Origin of the sequence: Stenotrophomonas terrae, from assembly GCF_039674165.1 — a bacterium.
GTDB classification, from domain to species: domain Bacteria; phylum Pseudomonadota; class Gammaproteobacteria; order Xanthomonadales; family Xanthomonadaceae; genus Stenotrophomonas; species Stenotrophomonas terrae_A.
Map to the genome: position 1 here is coordinate 15323 of NZ_JBDJMY010000046.1, position 19492 is coordinate 34814.

12 protein-coding genes, 1 rRNA gene and 1 pseudogene are annotated in these 19492 nt (G+C 64.8%); 7 read left to right on the forward strand and 7 right to left on the reverse strand.

Features of this window, described 5'->3' with window-relative positions; genetic code table 11:
* The first annotated feature begins 107 nt into the window (after positions 1-107).
* Together ABE493_RS16215 and ABE493_RS16220 are read left to right on the forward strand one after the other, a co-directional pair.
* Complete coding sequence (locus ABE493_RS16215) at positions 108-2591, forward strand: DEAD/DEAH box helicase (RefSeq protein WP_346499914.1); 2484 nt, start codon at positions 108-110, stop codon at positions 2589-2591.
* Positions 2585-3721, forward strand: a pseudogene (locus tag ABE493_RS16220) (ribonuclease H-like domain-containing protein); the annotation flags it as partial. The gene ABE493_RS16215 and the pseudogene ABE493_RS16220, both read left to right, overlap by 7 nt.
* A gap of 180 nt (positions 3722-3901) precedes the next feature.
* Here ABE493_RS16220 and ABE493_RS16225 read toward each other — a convergent pair.
* The 5 genes from ABE493_RS16225 to ABE493_RS16245 form a co-directional block, all read right to left on the reverse strand.
* Positions 3902-5758 (reverse strand): M56 family metallopeptidase, encoded by a 1857-nt coding sequence (locus ABE493_RS16225; protein WP_346499916.1) that lies wholly within the window; start codon positions 5756-5758, stop codon positions 3902-3904.
* Between the two features lie 3 nt (positions 5759-5761).
* Complete coding sequence (locus ABE493_RS16230) at positions 5762-6148, reverse strand: BlaI/MecI/CopY family transcriptional regulator (RefSeq protein WP_057629239.1); 387 nt, start codon at positions 6146-6148, stop codon at positions 5762-5764.
* Between the two features lie 97 nt (positions 6149-6245).
* Positions 6246-7361 (reverse strand): saccharopine dehydrogenase family protein, encoded by a 1116-nt coding sequence (locus tag ABE493_RS16235; protein WP_346499917.1) that lies wholly within the window; start codon positions 7359-7361, stop codon positions 6246-6248.
* Between the two features lie 499 nt (positions 7362-7860).
* Positions 7861-9009: an SDR family oxidoreductase gene (locus ABE493_RS16240; protein ID WP_346499927.1), complete on the reverse strand. Its 1149-nt coding sequence runs from the start codon at positions 9007-9009 to the stop codon at positions 7861-7863.
* Entirely contained in the window at positions 8957-9166 is a 210-nt protein-coding gene (locus ABE493_RS16245; RefSeq protein ID WP_346499918.1) for a hypothetical protein, read from the reverse strand. The genes ABE493_RS16240 and ABE493_RS16245 overlap by 53 nt, the downstream gene beginning before the upstream one ends.
* A 155-nt stretch (positions 9167-9321) precedes the next feature.
* On the opposite strand from ABE493_RS16245, the gene ABE493_RS16250 reads away from it, so the two are divergent.
* Positions 9322-9648, forward strand: coding sequence for a hypothetical protein (locus tag ABE493_RS16250; protein WP_346499919.1), 327 nt, complete (start codon positions 9322-9324; stop codon positions 9646-9648).
* Here the strand turns inward: ABE493_RS16250 and ABE493_RS16255 are convergent.
* A complete protein-coding gene (locus tag ABE493_RS16255) occupies positions 9626-10672 on the reverse strand; it encodes a DNA topoisomerase IB (RefSeq protein ID WP_346499920.1) in 1047 nt (348 codons plus the stop codon). The genes ABE493_RS16250 and ABE493_RS16255 overlap by 23 nt on opposite strands.
* A gap of 117 nt (positions 10673-10789) precedes the next feature.
* On the opposite strand from ABE493_RS16255, the gene ABE493_RS16260 reads away from it, so the two are divergent.
* From ABE493_RS16260 to ABE493_RS16275, 4 genes are all read left to right on the forward strand, one after another.
* Positions 10790-11176 (forward strand): I78 family peptidase inhibitor, encoded by a 387-nt coding sequence (locus ABE493_RS16260; protein ID WP_346499921.1) that lies wholly within the window; start codon positions 10790-10792, stop codon positions 11174-11176.
* Between the two features lie 307 nt (positions 11177-11483).
* Positions 11484-15938: a glutamate synthase large subunit gene (gltB, locus tag ABE493_RS16265; protein WP_346499922.1), complete on the forward strand. Its 4455-nt coding sequence runs from the start codon at positions 11484-11486 to the stop codon at positions 15936-15938.
* Positions 15939-16074: 136 nt separating this feature from the next.
* Positions 16075-17520, forward strand: a complete 1446-nt coding sequence (locus tag ABE493_RS16270) for an FAD-dependent oxidoreductase (RefSeq protein WP_346499923.1) — start codon at positions 16075-16077, stop codon at positions 17518-17520.
* 570 nt (positions 17521-18090) lie between these two features.
* On the forward strand, positions 18091-18963 hold the full coding sequence (locus tag ABE493_RS16275) for a methylglyoxal synthase (RefSeq protein WP_346499924.1): 873 nt from the start codon (positions 18091-18093) through the stop codon (positions 18961-18963).
* Positions 18964-19380: 417 nt separating this feature from the next.
* Here ABE493_RS16275 and rrf read toward each other — a convergent pair.
* Positions 19381-19492: ribosomal RNA gene (rrf, locus tag ABE493_RS16280) — 5S ribosomal RNA — on the reverse strand; the annotation flags it as partial.

The following is a 19492-nucleotide window of genomic DNA, read 5'->3' on the forward strand; positions in this document are numbered from 1 at the left end:
ACGGCGCACATCTACGCGGGACAGTATCGGCGTTGCGGTCCATCGGTTTCTCACGGGGTGAGACACCCTTGTGGTTCCATAGTGATCTTTGATCGGCAGTTGCGTGCATGGCGTTTTCCCTCGCTCCCCGCACCGAAGCCAGCGAACGGGCGCTGGCAACCACCGATGGCCTGCCTTCGCGTGATGGCTCGCTGCTCGGCCAGCGCCTGGCGCGGCGTTACAAGGATCGGGTCACCGGCAGCTTCACCATTCCGGGCCGCGAAGGCAGCTATGCGCCCATCCCCGATGACGTGCCCGAGGCGCTGAAGGCGGCCCTGAAGGCGCGCGGCATCGAGCAGCTGTACTCGCACCAGGCGGAGGCTTGGGACGCTACCCAGCGTGGCGAGCACGTGGCCATCGTCACCCCCACCGCATCCGGCAAATCGCTGTGCTACACGCTGCCGGTAGTGAGCGCGGCGATGCAGAGCAATGCCAAGGCCTTGTATCTGTTCCCGACCAAGGCGCTGGCGCAGGACCAGGTGGCCGAGCTGCTGGAGCTGAACCGTGCCGGCGATCTGGGCGTGAAAGCCTTCACCTTCGACGGTGATACCCCCGGCGATGCGCGCCAGGCGATCCGTCTGCACGGCGACATCGTGGTCAGCAACCCGGACATGCTGCATCAGGCGATCCTGCCGCATCACACCAAGTGGGCGCAGTTCTTCGAGAACCTGCGCTATGTGGTGATCGATGAGATCCACACCTATCGCGGCGTGTTCGGCAGCCATGTCACCAATGTGCTGCGCCGGCTCAAGCGCATCTGCGCGTTCTACGGTGTGCAACCGCAATTCATCCTGTGCTCGGCCACCATCGGCAACCCGCATGCGCACGCCGAGGCGCTGGTCGAAGAACGCGTACACGCTATCACCGAATCCGGCGCACCCACCGGCCCCAAGCACGTGCTGCTGTGGAACCCGCCGGTCATCAACCCGGATCTGGGCCTGCGTGCATCTGCCCGTTCGCAGGCCAACCGCATCGCCCGCATCGCGATCAAGAGTGGGCTGAAGACGCTGGTGTTCGCGCAGACGCGCTTGATGGTGGAAGTGCTGACCAAGTACCTGAAGGACATCTTCGACAACGACCCGCGCAAGCCGGCGCGCATCCGTGCCTACCGCGGCGGTTACCTACCGACCGAGCGCCGCGAGGTGGAACGGGCGATGCGCGCCGGCAACATCGACGGCATCGTCAGCACCTCGGCGTTGGAGCTGGGCGTGGATATAGGCGCGCTCGACGTGGTCATCCTCAATGGTTACCCCGGCAGTGTTGCCGCCACCTGGCAGCGCTTCGGTCGTGCTGGTCGTCGCCAGCAGGCCGCGCTGGGCGTGATGGTCGCCAGCAGCCAGCCGCTGGATCAGTACGTGGTGCGGCATCCGGATTTCTTCGCCAATGCCACGCCGGAGCACGCGCGCATTTCGCCGGACCAGCCGCTGATCCTGTTCGATCACATCCGCTGCGCCGCGTTCGAGCTGCCGTTCTTGGCCGGCGAACCGTTCGGCCCGATCGACCCGCTGGTGTTCCTGCAGGCACTGGCCGAAACCGAAGTGGTGCACCAGGAAGGCGACCGCTGGGAGTGGATTGCCGACAGTTACCCCGCCAATGCAGTGAGCCTGCGCGCGGTGGCCGACGGCAACTTCGTGGTGGTGGACCGCAGCGACGGCAAGCAGCAGATCATCGCCGAGGTGGATTATTCCGCCGCCGCGCTCACCTTGTACGAAGGCGCCATCCACATGGTGCAGAGCACGCCGTACCAGGTGGAGCGTTTGGACTGGGACGGCCGCAAGGCTTACGTCACCCGCACGCACGTGGACTATTACACCGACAGCATCGACTACACCAAGCTCAAGGTGCTGGACCGCTTCGACGGCAACGGTGCCGGGCGCGGCGATTCGCACCATGGCGAAGTGCATGTGGTGCGGCGCGTGGCCGGCTACAAGAAGATCCGCTACTACACACACGAAAACATCGGCTACGGCCCGGTCAACCTGCCCGACCAGGAACTGCACACCACCTCGGTCTGGTGGCAGCTGCCGCAGGCCACGCTGCTGCGCAGTTTCGCGCAGAAGCAGGATGCGCTGGATGGTTTCCTCGGCGCGGCCTATGCGCTGCATATCGTCGCCACCGTCGCGGTGATGGCCGATGCGCGCGATCTGCAGAAGGCGGTGGGCAACGGCGACGGTGCCTGGTTTGCGGTGGCCGACCAGACCGGCCGTGGCCAGTTGCGTGGCAACGAAGCCGGCGAAGGCGCGGTGGAGCTGATGCAGAGTTTCGTGCCGACGGTGTATCTCTACGACAACTTCCCCGGTGGCGTTGGCCTCAGCGAGCCGCTGTGGCTGCGTCAGGGCGAGCTGGTAACGCGTGCCCTGGAACTGGTGGAGCGCTGCGACTGCAATGCCGGTTGCCCGGCCTGTGTCGGCCCGGTGCTGGCCGCACAGGAAGAAGAGAAGGGTGAGACACCGCGCTCCTTGGCCTTGAAGGTGTTATCGCTGCTATCGGCCGAGCGCTGTGAGCAGGTACAGGCCGTTGCCGCAGACGAGGCACTCGATCTGCTGCCATGAGCCTCAGCCTGGACAAACTCAAAGCCCTGCGTAAGCAGGCGGGGCTGTCGACGGCGGCTCCTGCAACAGCTGGCGAGCGCCCCCCTGTTGTAGGAACGGCGTCAGCCGCGAAGCCACCGATGGTGGAGGCTGCAGCCGTAATTGTTGCTGCGGATGCGTCCGGTTCTTCGTCGGCTGCGGATGCTTTGCCGGCTTCGCGGCTTACGCCGCTCCTACCCGGATCAGAAGCTGTGTCGGCTTCGCGGCTGACGCCGCGCCCACAAGAGCCGCAGCGCGACGGCTCCGTGTTTGGCTGGGTCGACCAGATCCAGCACAAGCCCGCACAGCCGCAGGATGGCGCTGCGTTGCGTCGTTTGTTGGCTACCCGCAACCGCGCAATCGCACCTGCGGCACCGGTCGAACGCGGGCCGGTGGATCGTGATCTGCCCGGCACCGAGATCGCGCCGGGCCTGCATCTGATCGAAGCCTTCATCCCACAGGCCATTCCCGCTCAGCCCTTGTCACTTGCCTTCAGCAAACGCCCGGAAGAAAGCGTCGCGCCGCAGGATCTATTGTTCTTCGATACCGAGACCACCGGCTTGGCCGGCGGCACCGGCACCCGTGCGTTCATGATCGGCGCCGCCGATTGGCATCACGATGCAGCGCGCGGTGAAGGCCTGCGCGTGCGCCAGCTGTTGATGTCGACGATGGGCGCCGAGAGCGCGATGCTGGACCTGTTTGCCAGCTGGTTGGCGCCGAGCACGGTGCTGTCCAGCTATAACGGCCGCTGCTATGACGCGCCGTTGTTGAAGACGCGTTATCGGCTGGCGCGGCGTGGCGATCCGATCACGGCGTTGGATCATGTAGATCTGCTGTTCCCCACCCGCCGTCGTTATCGCGGCACCTGGGAAAACTGCCGCCTGGCAACCATCGAACGGCAACTGCTGTTGATCGCGCGCGAGGATGACCTTCCCGGTTCGGAAGCGCCTGCAGCTTGGCTGGGTTACCTGCGCGGTGGCAGCGCGCGCAATCTGCGCCGTGTCGGTGAACACAATCACCAGGACGTGGTGACCTTGGCGCAGCTGTTCCTAAGACTGGTGCAGGCCGAAGCGGATGAGCGGGCGGAGTTGGCGTTGGAGGCTGAGCGCTGAGCTTCTGTTCTTCGCACATTGCTGCGACGAACTTACCCCTCCCCAGCCCTCCCCTTGGCTACGCCAAAGGGAGGGGGTCAAGCCTTGCTCCCTCCCTTTCGCCGAAGGCGAAGGGGAGGGTTGGGGAGGGGTGCTTTTGCTTCTGCTCTAAAACAGAGCCCAGCAAACCCTCCCAAACCATCACCCACCAATCGGCCGCGCAATCCCACTGCTGATCGCCTGCTGGATCATCTGCTCGGCATCACGATTGGCCTTGGCGCTGGCCGCTGCCTGCTGCCGGCCCAGCTCGGCCTGTTGCTTGCCCAACGCCGTCTGCTGCGCCGCCAGGCTTTCCATCTCCGCACGCATCGCCGGGTTGTCCATTTCCTCGCGTGCCTGGTCAAGCTTGCGACGTGCTGCTTCCGATGCGCGACGCTGTGCGTCGGTACGTTCGCCCGAGCTCAGCGCCAGCTCCGCCTGTTCGCTCGCCAGCTCACCGATCCGTGCGCCGATCTCACCCATACGCTCACCGATTTCACCCTGACGATCACCCAGCCGGCCCTGGCGGTCACCCAAGCGACCCTGTGCATCAGCCAGACGCACGGTTTCGGCGTGCAGCTGTTCAAAGCGTGAGAGCGTCGCTGCATCGCGCACCACATAGCGCTTGCCGTCACGGCGCAGCAGCAACACGCCCTTGCCATCGTCCAGCTGTTTGGCCTCGCGCAGATCGGCGACCGTGCCATTCATGACGTTGTGGTCGCCCTTGATCAGTACATAGCCATCGTTCTGGTTGTTGGAAAGGTGGATGACGCCTTGCGTACGCAGCGGAGCAGCAGGTGCTGCTGGCGGTGCCGGGGGCGCTGGCGGTATATCCAGCGATGCGGGTGCCGCAGGAGGAGCAGGCGGTGCCGGCGGCACGGCAGCGTCAGCTGCTCCTGCGACCACCGTATGCACCACTGAACGGGCAAGCGGCGCAACCGGAGCAACCGGAGCAACCGGGGCTGCCAAGGGCGCCAATGGGGCGACGGGCGCCGCCAGCGGTGCGGGCGGCACTGGCGGTACCGGCATGGCCACCAGGCGCAGCGGTGCAACGCCGACCACGGCGACGGCAGCGAGGATCAAGGCCGCACCGACGCGCGGGAAAGAGGACGTGTTCTGCAACATGAGCAATCTCCGCTTGAGACTCAGAAAGGTAGGCGAGGCACTGGCCAGGCCGGCGCCCGGGCGTGGCGCGACGCCCAGTTGCAACAGCAGGCGCCCGTAGTGCTGACGGCAATGGCGGTCACCGGCGACGACGGCGGCATCCACCGCCGCTTCGCGGGCAATGCCGTATTCGCGGGCGGCCAGGTGCACTACAGGATTGAAAAAGAACAGGTGCTGCGCCAGGGCCGGCACCAGGCCCAGCCACAGGTCATGGCGTTGCAGGTGCACCAGTTCGTGGGTCAAGGCCATGTCCAGCTGGTCATCGCCCATACGCTGCAGACCGCGCGCCGGCAGCAGCAGCACCGGACGCCAAGGACCAATCAGCTGCGGCGAATCAATCGCATTGCTCAGCATCAGCCGCGGCGCGCGGCGTAGACCGTGTGCGTCAGCCGCAAGCGCAAGCGCTGCGTTGAGCTTGTGATCGCGACAAGGCTGCGCGTCGCGCAGCTGGGCACGGCTGGTGCGCAGTGCCAATGCGGTGCGCAATGCCATCACCAGCACGCCTGCCAACCACATCGCCATCAGCAGCAGGCTCCACGACCAGCTGCTGTCGGCCGGCAAGGGCTGCATCACCACGATGGGCGCGGCGGTTGCCGGTACAGCTGCAGCAGCCTGCGCTATCAGCGGAGCGGCATTGACGACATCGGCGGCCGGCAGCAGCGGCAGTTCCAGCGGCGAAGCCCAGAACACTCCAACCACGGCCTGCAGGGCCACCAGCCACCACAGCGCACATTGGGTGCTGGCCGGCAGACGCCGCACGTAGCGGCACAGCAACCACACTGCACCCGCCAGCAGCGCGGTCTGCACGCTGGTGGCCAACAGCCGGCTGCCCAATAATTCAAGCGTCATCGACATGGCTCAATCCTCCCGGCGCTGCGATTGCAGCTTGCTGACCAGCGCTTCCAGTTCGGCCAACTCGTTGTCGCTGACCTCGGCCTTTTCCGACATCCACGCCACAAACGGTGAGATCGAGCCCTGCAGGGTCTTCTCGACAAAGCTGCCAACCGCGCCGTTGACCACTTCCTGCTGCTCGGCCGTGGTGCTGTAGCGGAAGACGCCTTCGTCCTGTTCGCGCTGCAGGTAGCCCTTGGTACGCAGGCGCTCCATCATCGTCAGCACGGTGGAGCGGGCCAGGCCGCGGGCCTCACCAAAGCGCGCGGCAACCTCGCCAACGCTGGTGGGTTCGTTCTCTCCGATGTACTGCAGCAGGGCCAGTTCCTGGTCCCCGATGGTCTTGCGGCGCATGGCCGTCTCCGTGACTACATTTGTCGTCACGGTAGTTCTGCCTACATTTGTAGTCAATAGCCCGGATGGCACCCTGCCGGCTGTCAGGCTGAACTATTCAGCTCACGCCGCTGTCGATCTGCCAGCGCGCGAACTCGCTTTCAAATTCGGCCAGGGTAAGCAGGCCCATGCAGGCGTGGGCGCCGCTGGGCAACCCTTCGCCTCGCGCAAAACGCCGCGCCAGCAGCACGGCGGCGAAGGTCGGGATCTCCGGGCCGTGCAGCATCGGCGCGGTCAGGTCCCAATGCAGGCAATGCGCCAGTCCACCGCGCTGGCCGCGCAGGGTGATGCGCATGCCGCCCAGGTCCGTGCCGAAGCGGTCGAACCAGCGCCCCGCACGAGCAAACACACCGGCCAATGCCCCCATCGGCAATGGCAGGCCATGGCCGCGCAACCAGGCCATGGCCGCCAGGCAACGCGACAGGAAGGGCAACTCCAGTGCCGCGCGGAAACGCACCGTCGCCACGCCCGGATAGCGCTGCACCAGCAGCGTGTGATCCGGCACATCGCAGGGCGAAGCCAGGCGCGGACCGATGCGGGCGAAGCGCACCGGCTGTGGCGCCGTCCAGCCAAGCTGCGTCTGCCAGCGGCCATAGATCCAGCATTGGAAAGGTTTGCCGCAGTAGGACAGCACCGCGCGCACCGTGGCCATGCCCAAGGGCGTTGCCTGCGCCGGCGCAATCACCATGTCGATGCTGTGCAGTTGCTCGAACTGCGGCGCGAGTGCATCCACGACCGCACTGGAAAGCGCCGGCAAGGTACTGGCGCCGCTGATGGCGCTACGCTGGCTCTGCTGTGCCAAGGCTTGCAACTGCTGCGGAAAGTCGACAACGAAATCACGGCCGTCGGCCAGATCGATGTAATGCATGCCAGCGCGCAGGCATGCCTGTGCAACCTCGTAACCTTGGCCTTGGAAGGGGCCGGCGGTGTGGATCACCAACGCCGCCCTGGTTCTGGCCAGTTCGGCTTCAAAATCCAGCGCAGCGGTATCCAGCCTGCACAGCTCGATGGTTGTCAGATCCACGCCCGGCAGCTTGGCTGCCGCCTGCGAAGGATTGCGGCCAGCGGCGATGACGGTGATTCCAGGCGTACAGGCAAGCGCACGCACGATGCGCGCGCCGAAGTGACCGTAGCCGCCGAGCACCAGCACACGACAGTTTTCCCGCTGTGACATCGGAGCTTCCAGTGAGGATTGCGGCATGGATTATCCGCGAGGAGCGCTGCCTTGCGCCCTCCCCTTTGGCGTAGCCAAGGGGGAGGTTGGGAGGGGGGGGCTTCGGCTGTGGCTTGTGTGCGTTGTTCAATGTTCCTGCGAACAGCACCCCTCCCCAACCCTCCCCTGCGCGCTGCGCAAGGGAGGGAGTCAGGCCCCTCCCCTTTGGCGCAGCCAAGGGGGAGGCTGGGAGGGGGTGGCTTCGGCCGTGGCTGTGCGCGTTGCTTGATGTTCCTGCGAACAGCACCCCTCCCCAACCCTCCCGTGCGCGCTGCGCAAGGGAGGGAGCAAGTGCCCCTCCCCTTTGGCGCAGCGAAGGGGGAGGCTGGGAGGGGGTGGCTTCGGCCGTGGCTGTGCGCGTTGCTTGATGTTCCTGCGAACAGCACCCTCCCCAACCCTCCCCTGCGCGTTGCGCAAGGGAGGGAGCCAGTGCCCCTCCCCTTTGGCGCAGCCAATACAATCAGCCGCGTGGGCCGCCCATTACCGGCAGGATTGCGCCGCTGATGTAGCTGGCGGTAACCGGTGAGGCCAGGAATACATAGGCCGGCGACAATTCTTCCGGCTGCGCCGGCCGGCCCATGTCGCTGTCCTTGCCGAACTCGGCCACGTCTTCGGCGACCTTGTCTGCCGGGTTCAGTGGCGTCCACACCGGCCCGGGCGCCACGCAGTTCACGCGTATGCCGCGCGGCAGCAACTGGCTGGCCAGCGACAGCGTGAACGCATGGATCGCGCCTTTGGTTGCGGCGTAATCGATCAGCGACTTGCTGCCGAAGATGCCTGTCTCCGAGCCGGTATTGATGATGCTGTCGCCTTCGCCCATATGTGGCAGCACCGCACGCGCCATGTGGATGTAACCGGCGATATTGGTCTGCAGGGTTTCCTGCAGGTGTTCGTCACTGAGATCTTCCAGATGATGGCAATGCAGCTGGAAGGCGGCGTTGTTGACCAGGACGTCGATACCGCCGAACGTCCGCGCAACCTGCTGCACGGCGCTGTCGCAGAAGAGCGGGTCACGCACATCACCACTGATTGCCAGACTGCGTTGGCCCTCCTGCTCGATATGTTCGCAGGTGAGCTTGGCATCCTCGTGTTCGCTCAGGTACAACACGGCCACATCGGCGCCCTCGCGGGCGAACAGGATCGCAACCGCGCGGCCTATCCCCGAGTCACCACCGGTGACGATGGCGCGCATTCCCTTCAGTTTGCCGCTGCCTTTGTATGACGGCGCCATGTAGCGCGGAGCCAGCGCCAACTCATGTTCATTGCCGGGCTTGCGCAGCTGCTGTGCCGGCAAGGTACTCGGCTGCCTGCGTGCACCGGCCTGCACACTCCCTTTCTTCTTCGGCATCGCGCTGCGCAGTTTCTCCTGTTGCTGCAGATCTTCCTGCAGCCGTCGCTGACGACTGGCGGTGCGCAAGGCTTCGGTTTCGACTGCGGCCGCAGGCTTCGCAGCTGCGCTCGTTCGCTTCGGCTTGGTTGGCAACAGCGCCTTCTTGGCCGCTGCAGGCTTTTTAGCTGCAGATTTCTTCTTTACTGCCATGGAACCTCCCTTGCGCTTACGCGGCGTGGCGCGCGCAGTGTTCGCAGCAATAGACGCGGCCGTTGGCATCCACTCCATGGCCGATGACCACGCATTCACACTGCGCGCAACGTGGCGCCATTGCATGGATAGCGCATTCGAATGAATCAAAAGTGCCGGTAACCCCACCCTGGCTCACGCTGAAGCTGCGCGCGTAGTTGTTGCCACAGACATCGCAGGCCGCCATGGTCTGCTCCTTTCGCTGGCGATTGGTAGTGCAGTGTGCGCAGCAGCCGGCATCGCCTGTGGTGAAAAATCCGTGGTGACGATGTGTATTTCATCCGCTGCATACGGCATGGCAGCGATCCTGCAGGTTGTTTCCGCCTGTTGCAGGAGTTCGCCATGATCCGTCTGTTCGCTGTCCCAACTGCCGTGCTGCTGCTCTCTGCCTGCAGTTCGGCCTACGTCAACAATGTGCAACCGATCGACGGGGTTGTGTCCGGCCAATGCCATACCGACATGGTGCGCGGTGCGGTGGGTCTTGCCGCCTCCCCGGATACGGTGCAGCGCGCCCGTGTCGACAGCGACAGCCTGCAGGTTGACGTGGTGCGCGGCAATGACTCGCCTGAGACCGCTGCCTCGCTGGGGACGCAGGCGTCCAGTGGCGGTGAGCGCCTGACCATCGAAGTCGGCCGCACCAACAACATCACTGCGATGCGCTGCGGCTGAGTGCGCCATTGCCGCGGTGGGCGCTGCGCAGGAAGCGCAGTGCCGCCGCTTCCCATTGGCGTGGGCCGCGCAGCGATTGCATCGCGCCGAGGCGGCCATCGCGCCAGCCTTCGAACACGCAGGGATCGATATACGACTTGCGGCACACTGCCGGAGTGTTGCCCAGCATCCCCGCCACCGCGGCAATCACCTGGTTCTGCATCTCCGCAAGCGCGCGTTCGCCGCCGGTGTCCGGCAATGGCAGCTGCGCCAACTCGCGCAGTGCCACCAGGGTGCCACCCCAGGTGCGGAAATCCTTGGCACTGAAATCGTCGCCGGTGGCTTGCCGCAGGTATGCATTGACGTCATTTGAACCCACCGGTCGCACCTTGCCGTCGTCGTCGCGGTACTGGAACAGCAACTGCCCGGGCAGCTGCTGGCAGCGCCGTACCAGGCTGGATAGATGCCGGTCATCGATGACCATGGCCTGGGCCTGGCCGGACTTGCCGCGAAAACGCAGCCGCGTCTGCCCCTGCCCAGCGCTTTCCAGGTGGCGGTTGCGCAGCGTGGTAAGCCCGTAGGAATGGTTGTCGCGGGCATAGGCATCATTGCCGATGCGGGCCAGCGTGCGGCCCATCACCGCCACCACGATCGCCAGCACCTTGCTGCGCGGCAGCCCGGACAGCGCCAGATCGGTGCGCACCTGCCGGCGCAGACCCGGCAGCGCCTTGCCGAAGGCAACGATGCGGTCGAACTTGCTGTCGCTGCGCATCCGTACCCACTGCGGGTGGTAACGGTATTGCTTGCGGCCGCGCGCATCCCGTCCGCTGGCCTGCAGGTGGCCATTTGCCTGTGCGCAGATCCACACCTGGGTGTAGGCCGGCGGAATGGCGAGGCGCCGGATGCGCTCCAGCGTAGCGGCCGCGCGCACCGGTTTGCCGCGTGCATCCACGTAGCGGAAGCCGCGCCCGGCGCGTTGTCTTACGATGCCGGGCTCGGCATCGTGGCTATGACGCAGTGCAGGCGTCGCTGGTTTTGCGGCCATCGCTGCTCCCAGCAATAAAGCGGTGCAGGAGTATCGCGCAGCGGCGTGCGACGCAGCGTCAACATCACCGTCACTTGGTTATATGCTGGGGCAGACCCTCAACACCCAGGAGTTCCGATGCAGTTCCCGACGACGCCGCGCGCCCTGCGCCGCCCCGCCGCCCTGATTGCCACCGCCACCCTGCTGCTGGCCCTGACTGCCTGCACCAAGCCGGCGCCGGAAGAACAGGATGAAGCACTGAACCAATCCCAGCAGGCCGCACAGGCCGCCGCCGCGCCGGCTGAAGCCACGCCGCCGCCGGGCGCCTGCGACGCCAGCCAGGTGCAGGGCCTGGTCGGCCAGGCCTACACCGAGGCCATGCAGGCCCAGGCCAAGGAAGACGCCGGCGCCACCGATGTGCGCGTGCTCAAACCCAACCAGCCGGTCACCATGGAATTCATCGGCGAGCGCCTGAACATCGAAATCGATGAAAAGGGCATGGTCAGCGGCGTTCGCTGCGGCTGAATTGGCATGGCCAAAGCCTTGCTGGGCAAGGCTTTGGTTGCGCTCGCAACGATGTATTGCGGCGCTGCAGCAACTGTGATTTAGTCGAACCATCCGGTGACCTCAAGGTGCGCTCCAGGTTGAGCACATCATGTGCATTGGATGGGCGCGAGGGCGCTTGGGTCAGGCGTAAGACGCCATAAGGGCGTGCGCCGGGTCCTATCCCAACGGCACGTGCGGCAGCACGGCGCGAACCATCTGATAAGCATGACGTGCTCTGCGAGCGGGCAGGAGTGTCGCCGCTCACCTGAATCGCACCGAGGCACAGATGGCAGTTCGCACCCCGCAAGGGCTTTACGACCCGCAAGACGAACGCGACGCCTGTGGTTTCGGCATGGTCGCCCAGCTCGACGACCAGCCATCGCGCCTGTTGGTGGATACCGCCATCGCCGCCTTGTCGCGCATGACCCACCGCGGAGGTGTCGCCGCCGACGGGCTCACCGGCGACGGCTGCGGTCTGCTGCTGCGCAAACCCACCGTGTTCCTGCGACAGCTGGCCGAAGAGGCCGGCATCGCGCTCGGCCCGAACTTCGCCGCCGGTGTGGTGTTCCTGCCGCACGACGCTGATGCTGCGCAGCGATGTCGCGCCGAACTGGATGCACAGCTGCGCAAGGCCGGCTGCCATCCACGCGGCTGGCGCGAGGTTCCCACCGATGACAGCGTTTGTGGCCAACTGGCCCGCGACACCTTGCCGAAGATCGAGCAGGTGTTCGTCGATGCAGGCATCGAGCAGAGCGCCGAACAATTCGCACTGGCCTTGTTCATGGCCCGCCGCCGCAGCGAACAGAGCCTGCGCGATGTTGCCGATTACTACGTCACCACGCTCAGCGCCGAGGCCATCAGCTACAAGGGCATGGTGCTGCCGGACAAGCTGAGCACGTTCTACCCGGACCTGCAGCGCCATGAGCTGGCGTCCAGCGTGGTGGTGTTCCACCAGCGCTTCTCCACCAACACCATGCCGCGCTGGCCGCTGGCACACCCGTTCCGCATGCTCGCCCACAACGGCGAGATCAACACCATCGAAGGCAACCGCCACTGGGCGCAGGCGCGCAGCAAGGTGTGGAAGACGCCGAAGTTCGACATCGCCGAGCTCGACCCGGTGATCTCGATGCACGGCTCGGACTCGCAGAGCATGGACAACATGCTGGAGCTGATGGTGTCCGGCGGCATGGAGCTGATCCAGGCGCTGCGCATCCTTGTTCCGCCGGCGACGCAGTCGCTGGAATTCAAGGACGCCGACCTGGCCGCGTTCTACGAGTTCTATGGCTTGAACAGCGAGCCCTGGGACGGCCCGGCCGGCATCGTTGCCTGCGACGGCCGCTACGCCGCCTGCACGCTGGACCGCAACGGCCTGCGCCCCGCCCGCTGGATGCTGACCTCCGACCGCCACTTCCTGGTGGCCTCCGAAGCCGGCGTGTGGGAAGTGCCAACCGAACGCGTGGTGCGCAAGGGCAAGCTCGGCCCGGGCCAGATGATGGCCATCGACCTGAAGCGTGGCGACCTGCTCGATTCGGAAGCCATCGACCGCATCAACCGCGCGCGTGCGCCGTACAAGCAATGGCTGCACCAGGGCGTGACCTACCTGCAGACCGAGCTGATCGATCCCTCGCTGGCCGAGGAACCGTTCGACGAAGCGACGCTGCGCAGCTACCACAAGCTGTTCCAGCTCACGACCGAAGAACTGGAACAGGTGCTGCGGCCACTGGCCGAAACCGGCCAGGAAGCCACCGGCTCGATGGGCGATGACACGCCGATCGCCGTGCTCAGCCGCAATACCCGGCCGCTGTACGACTACTTCCGCCAGGCCTTCGCGCAGGTCACCAACCCGCCGATCGATCCGCTGCGCGAAGACTGCGCGATGTCGCTTACCACCCAGCTCGGCAAGGAGACCAACATCTTCCACGCCGGTGCGGAGACGGTGAACCACGTCATCCTCAACTCGCCGGTGCTGAGCCAGCGCAAGCTGCGCCAGCTGCTGAAGATGGAGCAGTACGTCGAGCGCAACCGCTTGATCGACCTGTCCTACAGTGTCGAGGAAGGCTTGAAGGCCGGCATCGAACGCATCTGCGCCGAGTGCGAGCAGGCCGCGCGCGATGGCGTGGTGATGCTGCTGCTGTCCGACCGCTACCCGGTTGCCGACCGGCCGATGGTGCATGCACTGCTGGCCACCAGCGCCGTGCACCACCATCTGTCCAAGGCGGGCCTGCGTTGCGACGTCAATCTGATTGTTGAAACCGGCACCGCACGCGATGCACACCACATGGCATGTCTGCTGGGCTTTGGTGCCACTGCGGTGTACCCGTATCTGGCCTACCAGACGCTGTTCGATCTGGGCAGGCGCGGCATCCTGCTGCTGAAGAAGGGCGGTGAGGTCTCGCAGATCGGCCGCAGTTACCGCAAGGGCATCTACAAGGGCCTGAGCAAGATCATCTCCAAGATGGGCATCTGCACCGTCGCCAGTTATCGCGGCGCGCAGTTGTTCGAGATCGTCGGCCTTGATCCGGACGTGGTTGAACTGTGCTTCCCGGATACCGCTGCCCGCATCGGTGGCGTCGGCCTGGCACGGCTGGATACCGAAGCGCGCGAACTGATGGTGCGTGCGTGGAATGATCTGGCACAACCGGAAGTCGGCGGCCTGCTCAAGTATGTGCATGGCGGCGAATACCACATGTACAACCCGGACGTGGTGATGACGCTGCAGCGCGCTTCGCGTACCGGCGATGCCGCCGATTGGCGCAAGTACATGGACGCGGTGCATTCGCGCCCGACCTCGGCGCTGCGCGACCTGCTGCAGCTCAAGCCGGCGGCAACGCCGGTACCGCTGGACGAAGTGGAACCGGCCGAAGCACTGTTCAAGCGCTTCGATACCGCCGCCATCTCGCTGGGCGCACTGTCGCCGGAAGCGCATGAAGCGTTGGCGATTGCGATGAACCGCCTCGGCGGCCGCTCCAACTCCGGCGAAGGCGGCGAAGATCCCGCGCGCTACGGCACCGAGAAGCGTTCCAAGATCAAGCAGGTGGCCTCGGGCCGCTTCGGCGTCACCGCCGAATACCTGGTCAATGCCGAAGTGCTGCAGATCAAGGTCGCGCAGGGCGCCAAGCCCGGCGAAGGTGGCCAGCTGCCCGGCCACAAGGTCAATGAACTGATCGCGCGCCTGCGCTACGCCAAGCCCGGCATCGGCCTGATCTCGCCGCCGCCGCATCACGACATCTATTCAATCGAAGACCTGGCACAGCTGATCTACGACTTGAAGCAGGTCAATCCGGATGCATTGGTGTCGGTGAAACTGGTCTCGCATGCGGGTGTCGGCACCATTGCCGCTGGCGTGGTGAAGGCCGGCGCTGACCTGATCACCGTGTCCGGCCACGACGGCGGCACCGGTGCTTCGCCGATCAGCTCGATCCGCTATGCGGGCGTGCCGTGGGAACTGGGCGTGGCCGAATCGCATCAGGCACTGGTTGGCAACGACCTGCGCAGCCGCACCATCCTGCAGACCGATGGCGGCCTGAAGACCGGCCTGGATGTGGTCAAGGCCGCGTTGCTCGGCGCTGACAGCTTCGGCTTCGGCACCGGCCCGATGATCGTGCTGGGCTGCAAGTACCTGCGCATCTGCCACCTCAACAACTGCGCCACCGGCGTGGCCACCCAGGACGAGCGCCTGCGTGCCGGCTACTTCACCGGCCTGCCGGAACGCGTGGAGAACTTCTTCCGCCTGCTGGCCGAGGAAGTGCGCGAATGGTTGTCCTATCTTGGCGTCCGTTCGCTGGATGAAATCGTCGGCCGCACGGACCTGTTGCAACAGCTCGACGTGTCGCCGCGCGAAGGCGTCAAGGTCGACCTGTCGCGGCTGCTGGCGCCCGCGCATTACGACGGCGCGCATTGCGCCGCGCAGCGCCTGTACCAGTCGCCGGACAGCCTGGCCACGCAGATGGATGACCTGCTGGCCGATGCCATCGCCAACAAGCGTGGCGGCGAGCATCGCTTCCTGATCCACAACACCGACCGTTCGGTGGGCACGCGCCTGTCTGGCACCATCGCCCGCGCGCACGGCAACCACGGCATGAGCGAAGCACCGTTGAATCTGCGCTTCCGTGGCACTGCCGGGCAGAGCTTCGGTGCCTTCAACGTCGGCGGCCTGAATCTGGAAGTTGAAGGTGAAGCCAACGACTACGTCGGCAAGGGCATGGCCGGCGGCCGCCTGGTGGTGCGTCCACCGCGCGGCGCACGCTTCGAGGCACGCAACACCGCCATCGTCGGCAACACCTGCCTGTACGGCGCTACCGGCGGCGAACTGTTTGCCGCTGGCCGTGCCGGCGAGCGCTTCGGCGTGCGCAACTCCGGCGCGCTGGCAGTAATCGAAGGTGCCGGTGACCACTGCTGCGAATACATGACCGATGGCGTAGTCGCGGTGTTGGGCAAGGTCGGTCTGAACTTCGGTGCCGGCTTTACCGGTGGCCTGGCATACGTGCTGGATATCGATCGCGATTTCGTCGACCGCTACAACCACGAACTGATCGACATCCATCGCATTTCAGCCGAAGGCTTCGAGAACTACCGACAGCACCTGCACAGCTTGATCAGTCGCCACCGCGAGTTGACCGGCAGCATCTGGGCGCAGCAGATCCTGGACGAGTTCCGCGATTACGTCGGCAAGTTCTGGCTGGTCAAACCCAAGGCCGCCAGCATTGAATCGCTGGCCGAAGCGCTGCGCAGCGCTGCTTGATTTTCAGTCTCCCTCTCCCGCCTGCGGGAGAGGGCCGGGGTGAGGGTAGCTTGAAAGCAGAGCGCCCTCATCCGCCCCTTCGGGGCACCTTCACCCGCGAGCGGGAGAAGGGCTCCTCCAGACGCCACGAGTTCCCATGAGCCGCAAGCAAGCCTTCCAGTTCCTCGATCTGCCCCGCACCATGCCGCAGCGCATTCCGGTGGAATTGCGCACGTCCGGCGATTGGGGCGAACTCCATGGCAAGTTCGACAAGGCCGACGCGCAGTACCAGGCCGGGCGCTGCCTGGACTGCGGCAATCCGTACTGCAGCTGGAAGTGCCCGGTGCACAACGCCATCCCGCAATGGCTGCAGCTGGTGCAGGAAGACCGCATCCACGAAGCGGCGACGCTTTGCCATTCAACCAACCCGCTGCCGGAAGTCTGCGGCCGCGTCTGCCCGCAGGACCGCCTGTGCGAAGGCAGCTGCACGCTGGAAGAATTCGGCGCGGTCACCATCGGCGCAGTCGAGAAGTACATCGTCGACACCGCGCTGGCCACGGGCTGGAAGCCGGACCTGGTCGCCGTTGAGAGCACCGGCAAGCGCGTGGCTATTGTCGGCGCCGGCCCCGCTGGCTTGGCGTGCGCTGATCGCCTGGCCCGTGCCGGTGTGCAGGCCGTTGTATTCGACCGCTACGAACAGATCGGTGGTCTGCTGCAGTTCGGCATCCCCAGCTTCAAGCTGGAAAAGAGCGTGATCGAGCGCCGCCGCGAGATCCTCGAAGGCATGGGCGTGCAGTTCCGCCTGGGCGTGGAGATCGGCCGCGATATCAGCATCGAACAGCTGCAGAGCGACTATGACGCGGTCTTCCTCGGCACCGGCGCTTACCGTTATACCGACGGCGGCCTGATCGGCCAGGATCTGAAGAACGTACTGCCGGCACTGCCGTTCCTGGTGCAGAACAGCCGCATCGTCAGTGGCGACGATCCGCAGGGCCGGCCGATTGCCGGCTGGGAAGACCAGATCGCCCTGCCGGACCTAAACGGCAAGCGCGTGGTGGTGCTGGGCGGCGGCGATACCGGCATGGACTGCGTGCGCAGTGCAATCCGCCTGGGTGCCGCCAAAGTGACCTGTGCCTATCGCCGCGATGAGGCCAACATGCCGGGCTCGGCGCGTGAAGTAGCCAATGCCCGCGAAGAAGGCGTGCGCTTCCTGTTCAACCGCCAGCCGCTGGCGATTGAAGCCGGTGCCGATGATGAAGTGATTGGCGTAAGCGTGATCGAGACCGAGCTGGGCGAGCCCGATGCCAACGGCCGCCGCAACGCGGTCGCCATCGAAGGCAGCGAGTCGCTGCTGGAAGCAGACGTGGTGATCATCGCCTTCGGCTTCTCACCGACCTTGCCTGATTGGCTTTCGTCGCAAGGCGTGGAAGCAAGCAGCAACGGCCGCATCATCGCCGGCGGCGCGACCCGTCTGCCATTCCAGACCCACAACCCCAAGCTGTTTGCCGGTGGCGATGTGGTGCGCGGTGCCGACCTTGTGGTCACCGCTGTCGCCGAAGGGCGCGATGCGGCGGAGAGCATTGTTGCTTTGTTGAAGCGGTAGAGCGGAGAAGCGCTAGGAGCGGCCTCACCCCTACCCCTCTCCCGTAGAAACGGGAGAGGGGCTACTTAAGCATTGTTTGTTTAAGCGCTGCCGGATCCGCTGCTTCGGCTGTTGATCTGCCTGTTGCTCCGCCTGTTTCTCTAACTCTTGCTCTATCTGTTGGCTCTGGCTGTTGGCTGTTGGCTGTTGGCTGTTGGCTGTTGGCTGTTGGCTTTGGCTGTTGGCTTTGGCTGTTGGCTTTGGCTGTTGGCTTTGGCTGTTGGCTTTGGCTGTTGGCTTTGGCTGTTGGCTGTTGGCTTTGGCTGTTGGCTTTGGCTTTGGCTTTGGCTGTTGGCTTTGGCTGTTGGCTTTGGCTGTTGGCTTTGGCTGTTGGCTTTGGCTGTTGGCTTTGGCTGTTGGCTTTGAACTATCCGTTCGCCCAGTAGCAACGTCTTCCCTTCTCCCGCTTGCGGGAGAAGGTGCCCGAACGGGCGGATGAGGGGAGCACTTGCTCCGGCATGGGCACTCGCTTTGACTCCAACGCCACCCACCTGTCTTACACTCAAGAACTCCACACAAAGAGAATCCGCAATGCGCATCGGTCTGGCCGCAAACCGTCTCCATCACGAAAGCGCCGACGCGGCATTGTTTCGCTGGTTACGCGCCAGCGAGAGCGGTATTCGCGAGCTGGGGGTGGAGCTGCATGCCGTTGGCCGTACTTACGACGCCATTGCCAGCACCTATCCGCTGCAGAACTATCCAGCACTTCAGCGTTACCCCAATGGCCGCGAAGGCGGTTTGATGAAACTGGTCGCTGAAGTTGTCGGAATGGGCACGCCCGAGCGCACGCTCGATGGTGCCATCTACCTCATCGATCCAGTCGATCCGTCCTCGGTATTCCCCGAGGCCATTGCCCTCAAGCGCCAGTGCGTCATCCACGGCAAACCCTTCATTTCCACGGTGGCCACGGCACGCGACTGGATCGAGATGGAGCGCATCCATGCAGGCTTCGCCCCAGACCCGGGCGCCAACGACCTGCATGACTTCGGCAAGCAGACTCTGGCATTGATCGCTCACGATGCGCGCAAGCCACAGATGCTGGCCTTCGCCGCCGAGCACTTCGACGTGTTGTCGCAGTTCGAGCAGCGCATAGGCACCGGCACAACCGGCCAGCGATTGAACGAGATGGCCTGGAGCCGTGGATGGCCGCGTGACCAGGAATGGATTCACCGTTTCCAGAGTGGTCCACTCGGCGGCGACGCGCAGATCGCGGACCGCGTGCTCGAGCACCGCTGCCAACGCGCGATCTTCTTTGAAGACCCGCATGTAGCCCGCCAGCATGAAGCCGACATCCAGCTGCTGGAGCGCGCGGTGACAACGGTCACTGACGAAGCGGTGTGCATCACTGCACCGAATATCGCTGCCCGTTGGGCCAGCGCAGCCCAAGCTCGCCAGAAAGTCTGATTCCATCGATTCGCGTAGTCCCATTCCCCCCCGTCAACCGTAGTGCCGAGCCATGCTCGGCAGCGGCTTTACCCGCAGCGTTTGCCGAATAGTGCTTTTGCCGTGGCTTTTGCTTCCGCTTTGGCTCTGGCTCTGGCTCTGGCTCTGGCTTTGGCTTTGGCTTTGGCTTTGGCTTTGGCTCTGGCTCTGGCTCTGGCTTCGATTTCTGCCGTTGCTTTAGCCCTTCTCCCGCCTGCGGGAGAAGGGTTGGGATGAGGGGGAGCTTTAGGCTTCTAGCTTTCTGGCTTGGTTCAAGCTTTTCTGGGTCGTTGCTTCTACGAGCTTCGCGGCTGACGCCGCTCCCACAACTGCGCGCGCGCCGCTGCCGCGCCCAAAGAAAAACCCCGCTGCTTTTGGCAGCGGGGTTTTTGGTTTAAATCCTGACGATGACCTACTCTCGCACAGCTTAGGCTGCACTACCATCGGCGCGGCTACGTTTCACTTCCGAGTTCGGGATGGGATCGGGTGGTTCCATAGCGCTAATTTCATC

Bases quoted from the DNA above. Each gene is read 5' to 3' on its own strand.
- ABE493_RS16215 (WP_346499914.1), top strand. From the start codon at position 108: ATGGCGTTTTCCCTCGCTCCCCGCACCGAAGCCAGCGAACGGGCGCTG.
- ABE493_RS16225 (WP_346499916.1), bottom strand. From the start codon at position 5,758: ATGTCGATGACGCTTGAATTATTGGGCAGCCGGCTGTTGGCCACCAGC.
- ABE493_RS16230 (WP_057629239.1), bottom strand. From the start codon at position 6,148: ATGCGCCGCAAGACCATCGGGGACCAGGAACTGGCCCTGCTGCAGTAC.
- ABE493_RS16235 (WP_346499917.1), bottom strand. From the start codon at position 7,361: ATGTCACAGCGGGAAAACTGTCGTGTGCTGGTGCTCGGCGGCTACGGT.
- ABE493_RS16240 (WP_346499927.1), bottom strand. From the start codon at position 9,009: ATGCCAACGGCCGCGTCTATTGCTGCGAACACTGCGCGCGCCACGCCG.
- ABE493_RS16245 (WP_346499918.1), bottom strand. From the start codon at position 9,166: ATGGCGGCCTGCGATGTCTGTGGCAACAACTACGCGCGCAGCTTCAGC.
- ABE493_RS16250 (WP_346499919.1), top strand. From the start codon at position 9,322: ATGATCCGTCTGTTCGCTGTCCCAACTGCCGTGCTGCTGCTCTCTGCC.
- ABE493_RS16255 (WP_346499920.1), bottom strand. From the start codon at position 10,672: ATGGCCGCAAAACCAGCGACGCCTGCACTGCGTCATAGCCACGATGCC.
- ABE493_RS16260 (WP_346499921.1), top strand. From the start codon at position 10,790: ATGCAGTTCCCGACGACGCCGCGCGCCCTGCGCCGCCCCGCCGCCCTG.
- gltB (WP_346499922.1), top strand. From the start codon at position 11,484: ATGGCAGTTCGCACCCCGCAAGGGCTTTACGACCCGCAAGACGAACGC.
- ABE493_RS16270 (WP_346499923.1), top strand. From the start codon at position 16,075: ATGAGCCGCAAGCAAGCCTTCCAGTTCCTCGATCTGCCCCGCACCATG.
- ABE493_RS16275 (WP_346499924.1), top strand. From the start codon at position 18,091: ATGCGCATCGGTCTGGCCGCAAACCGTCTCCATCACGAAAGCGCCGAC.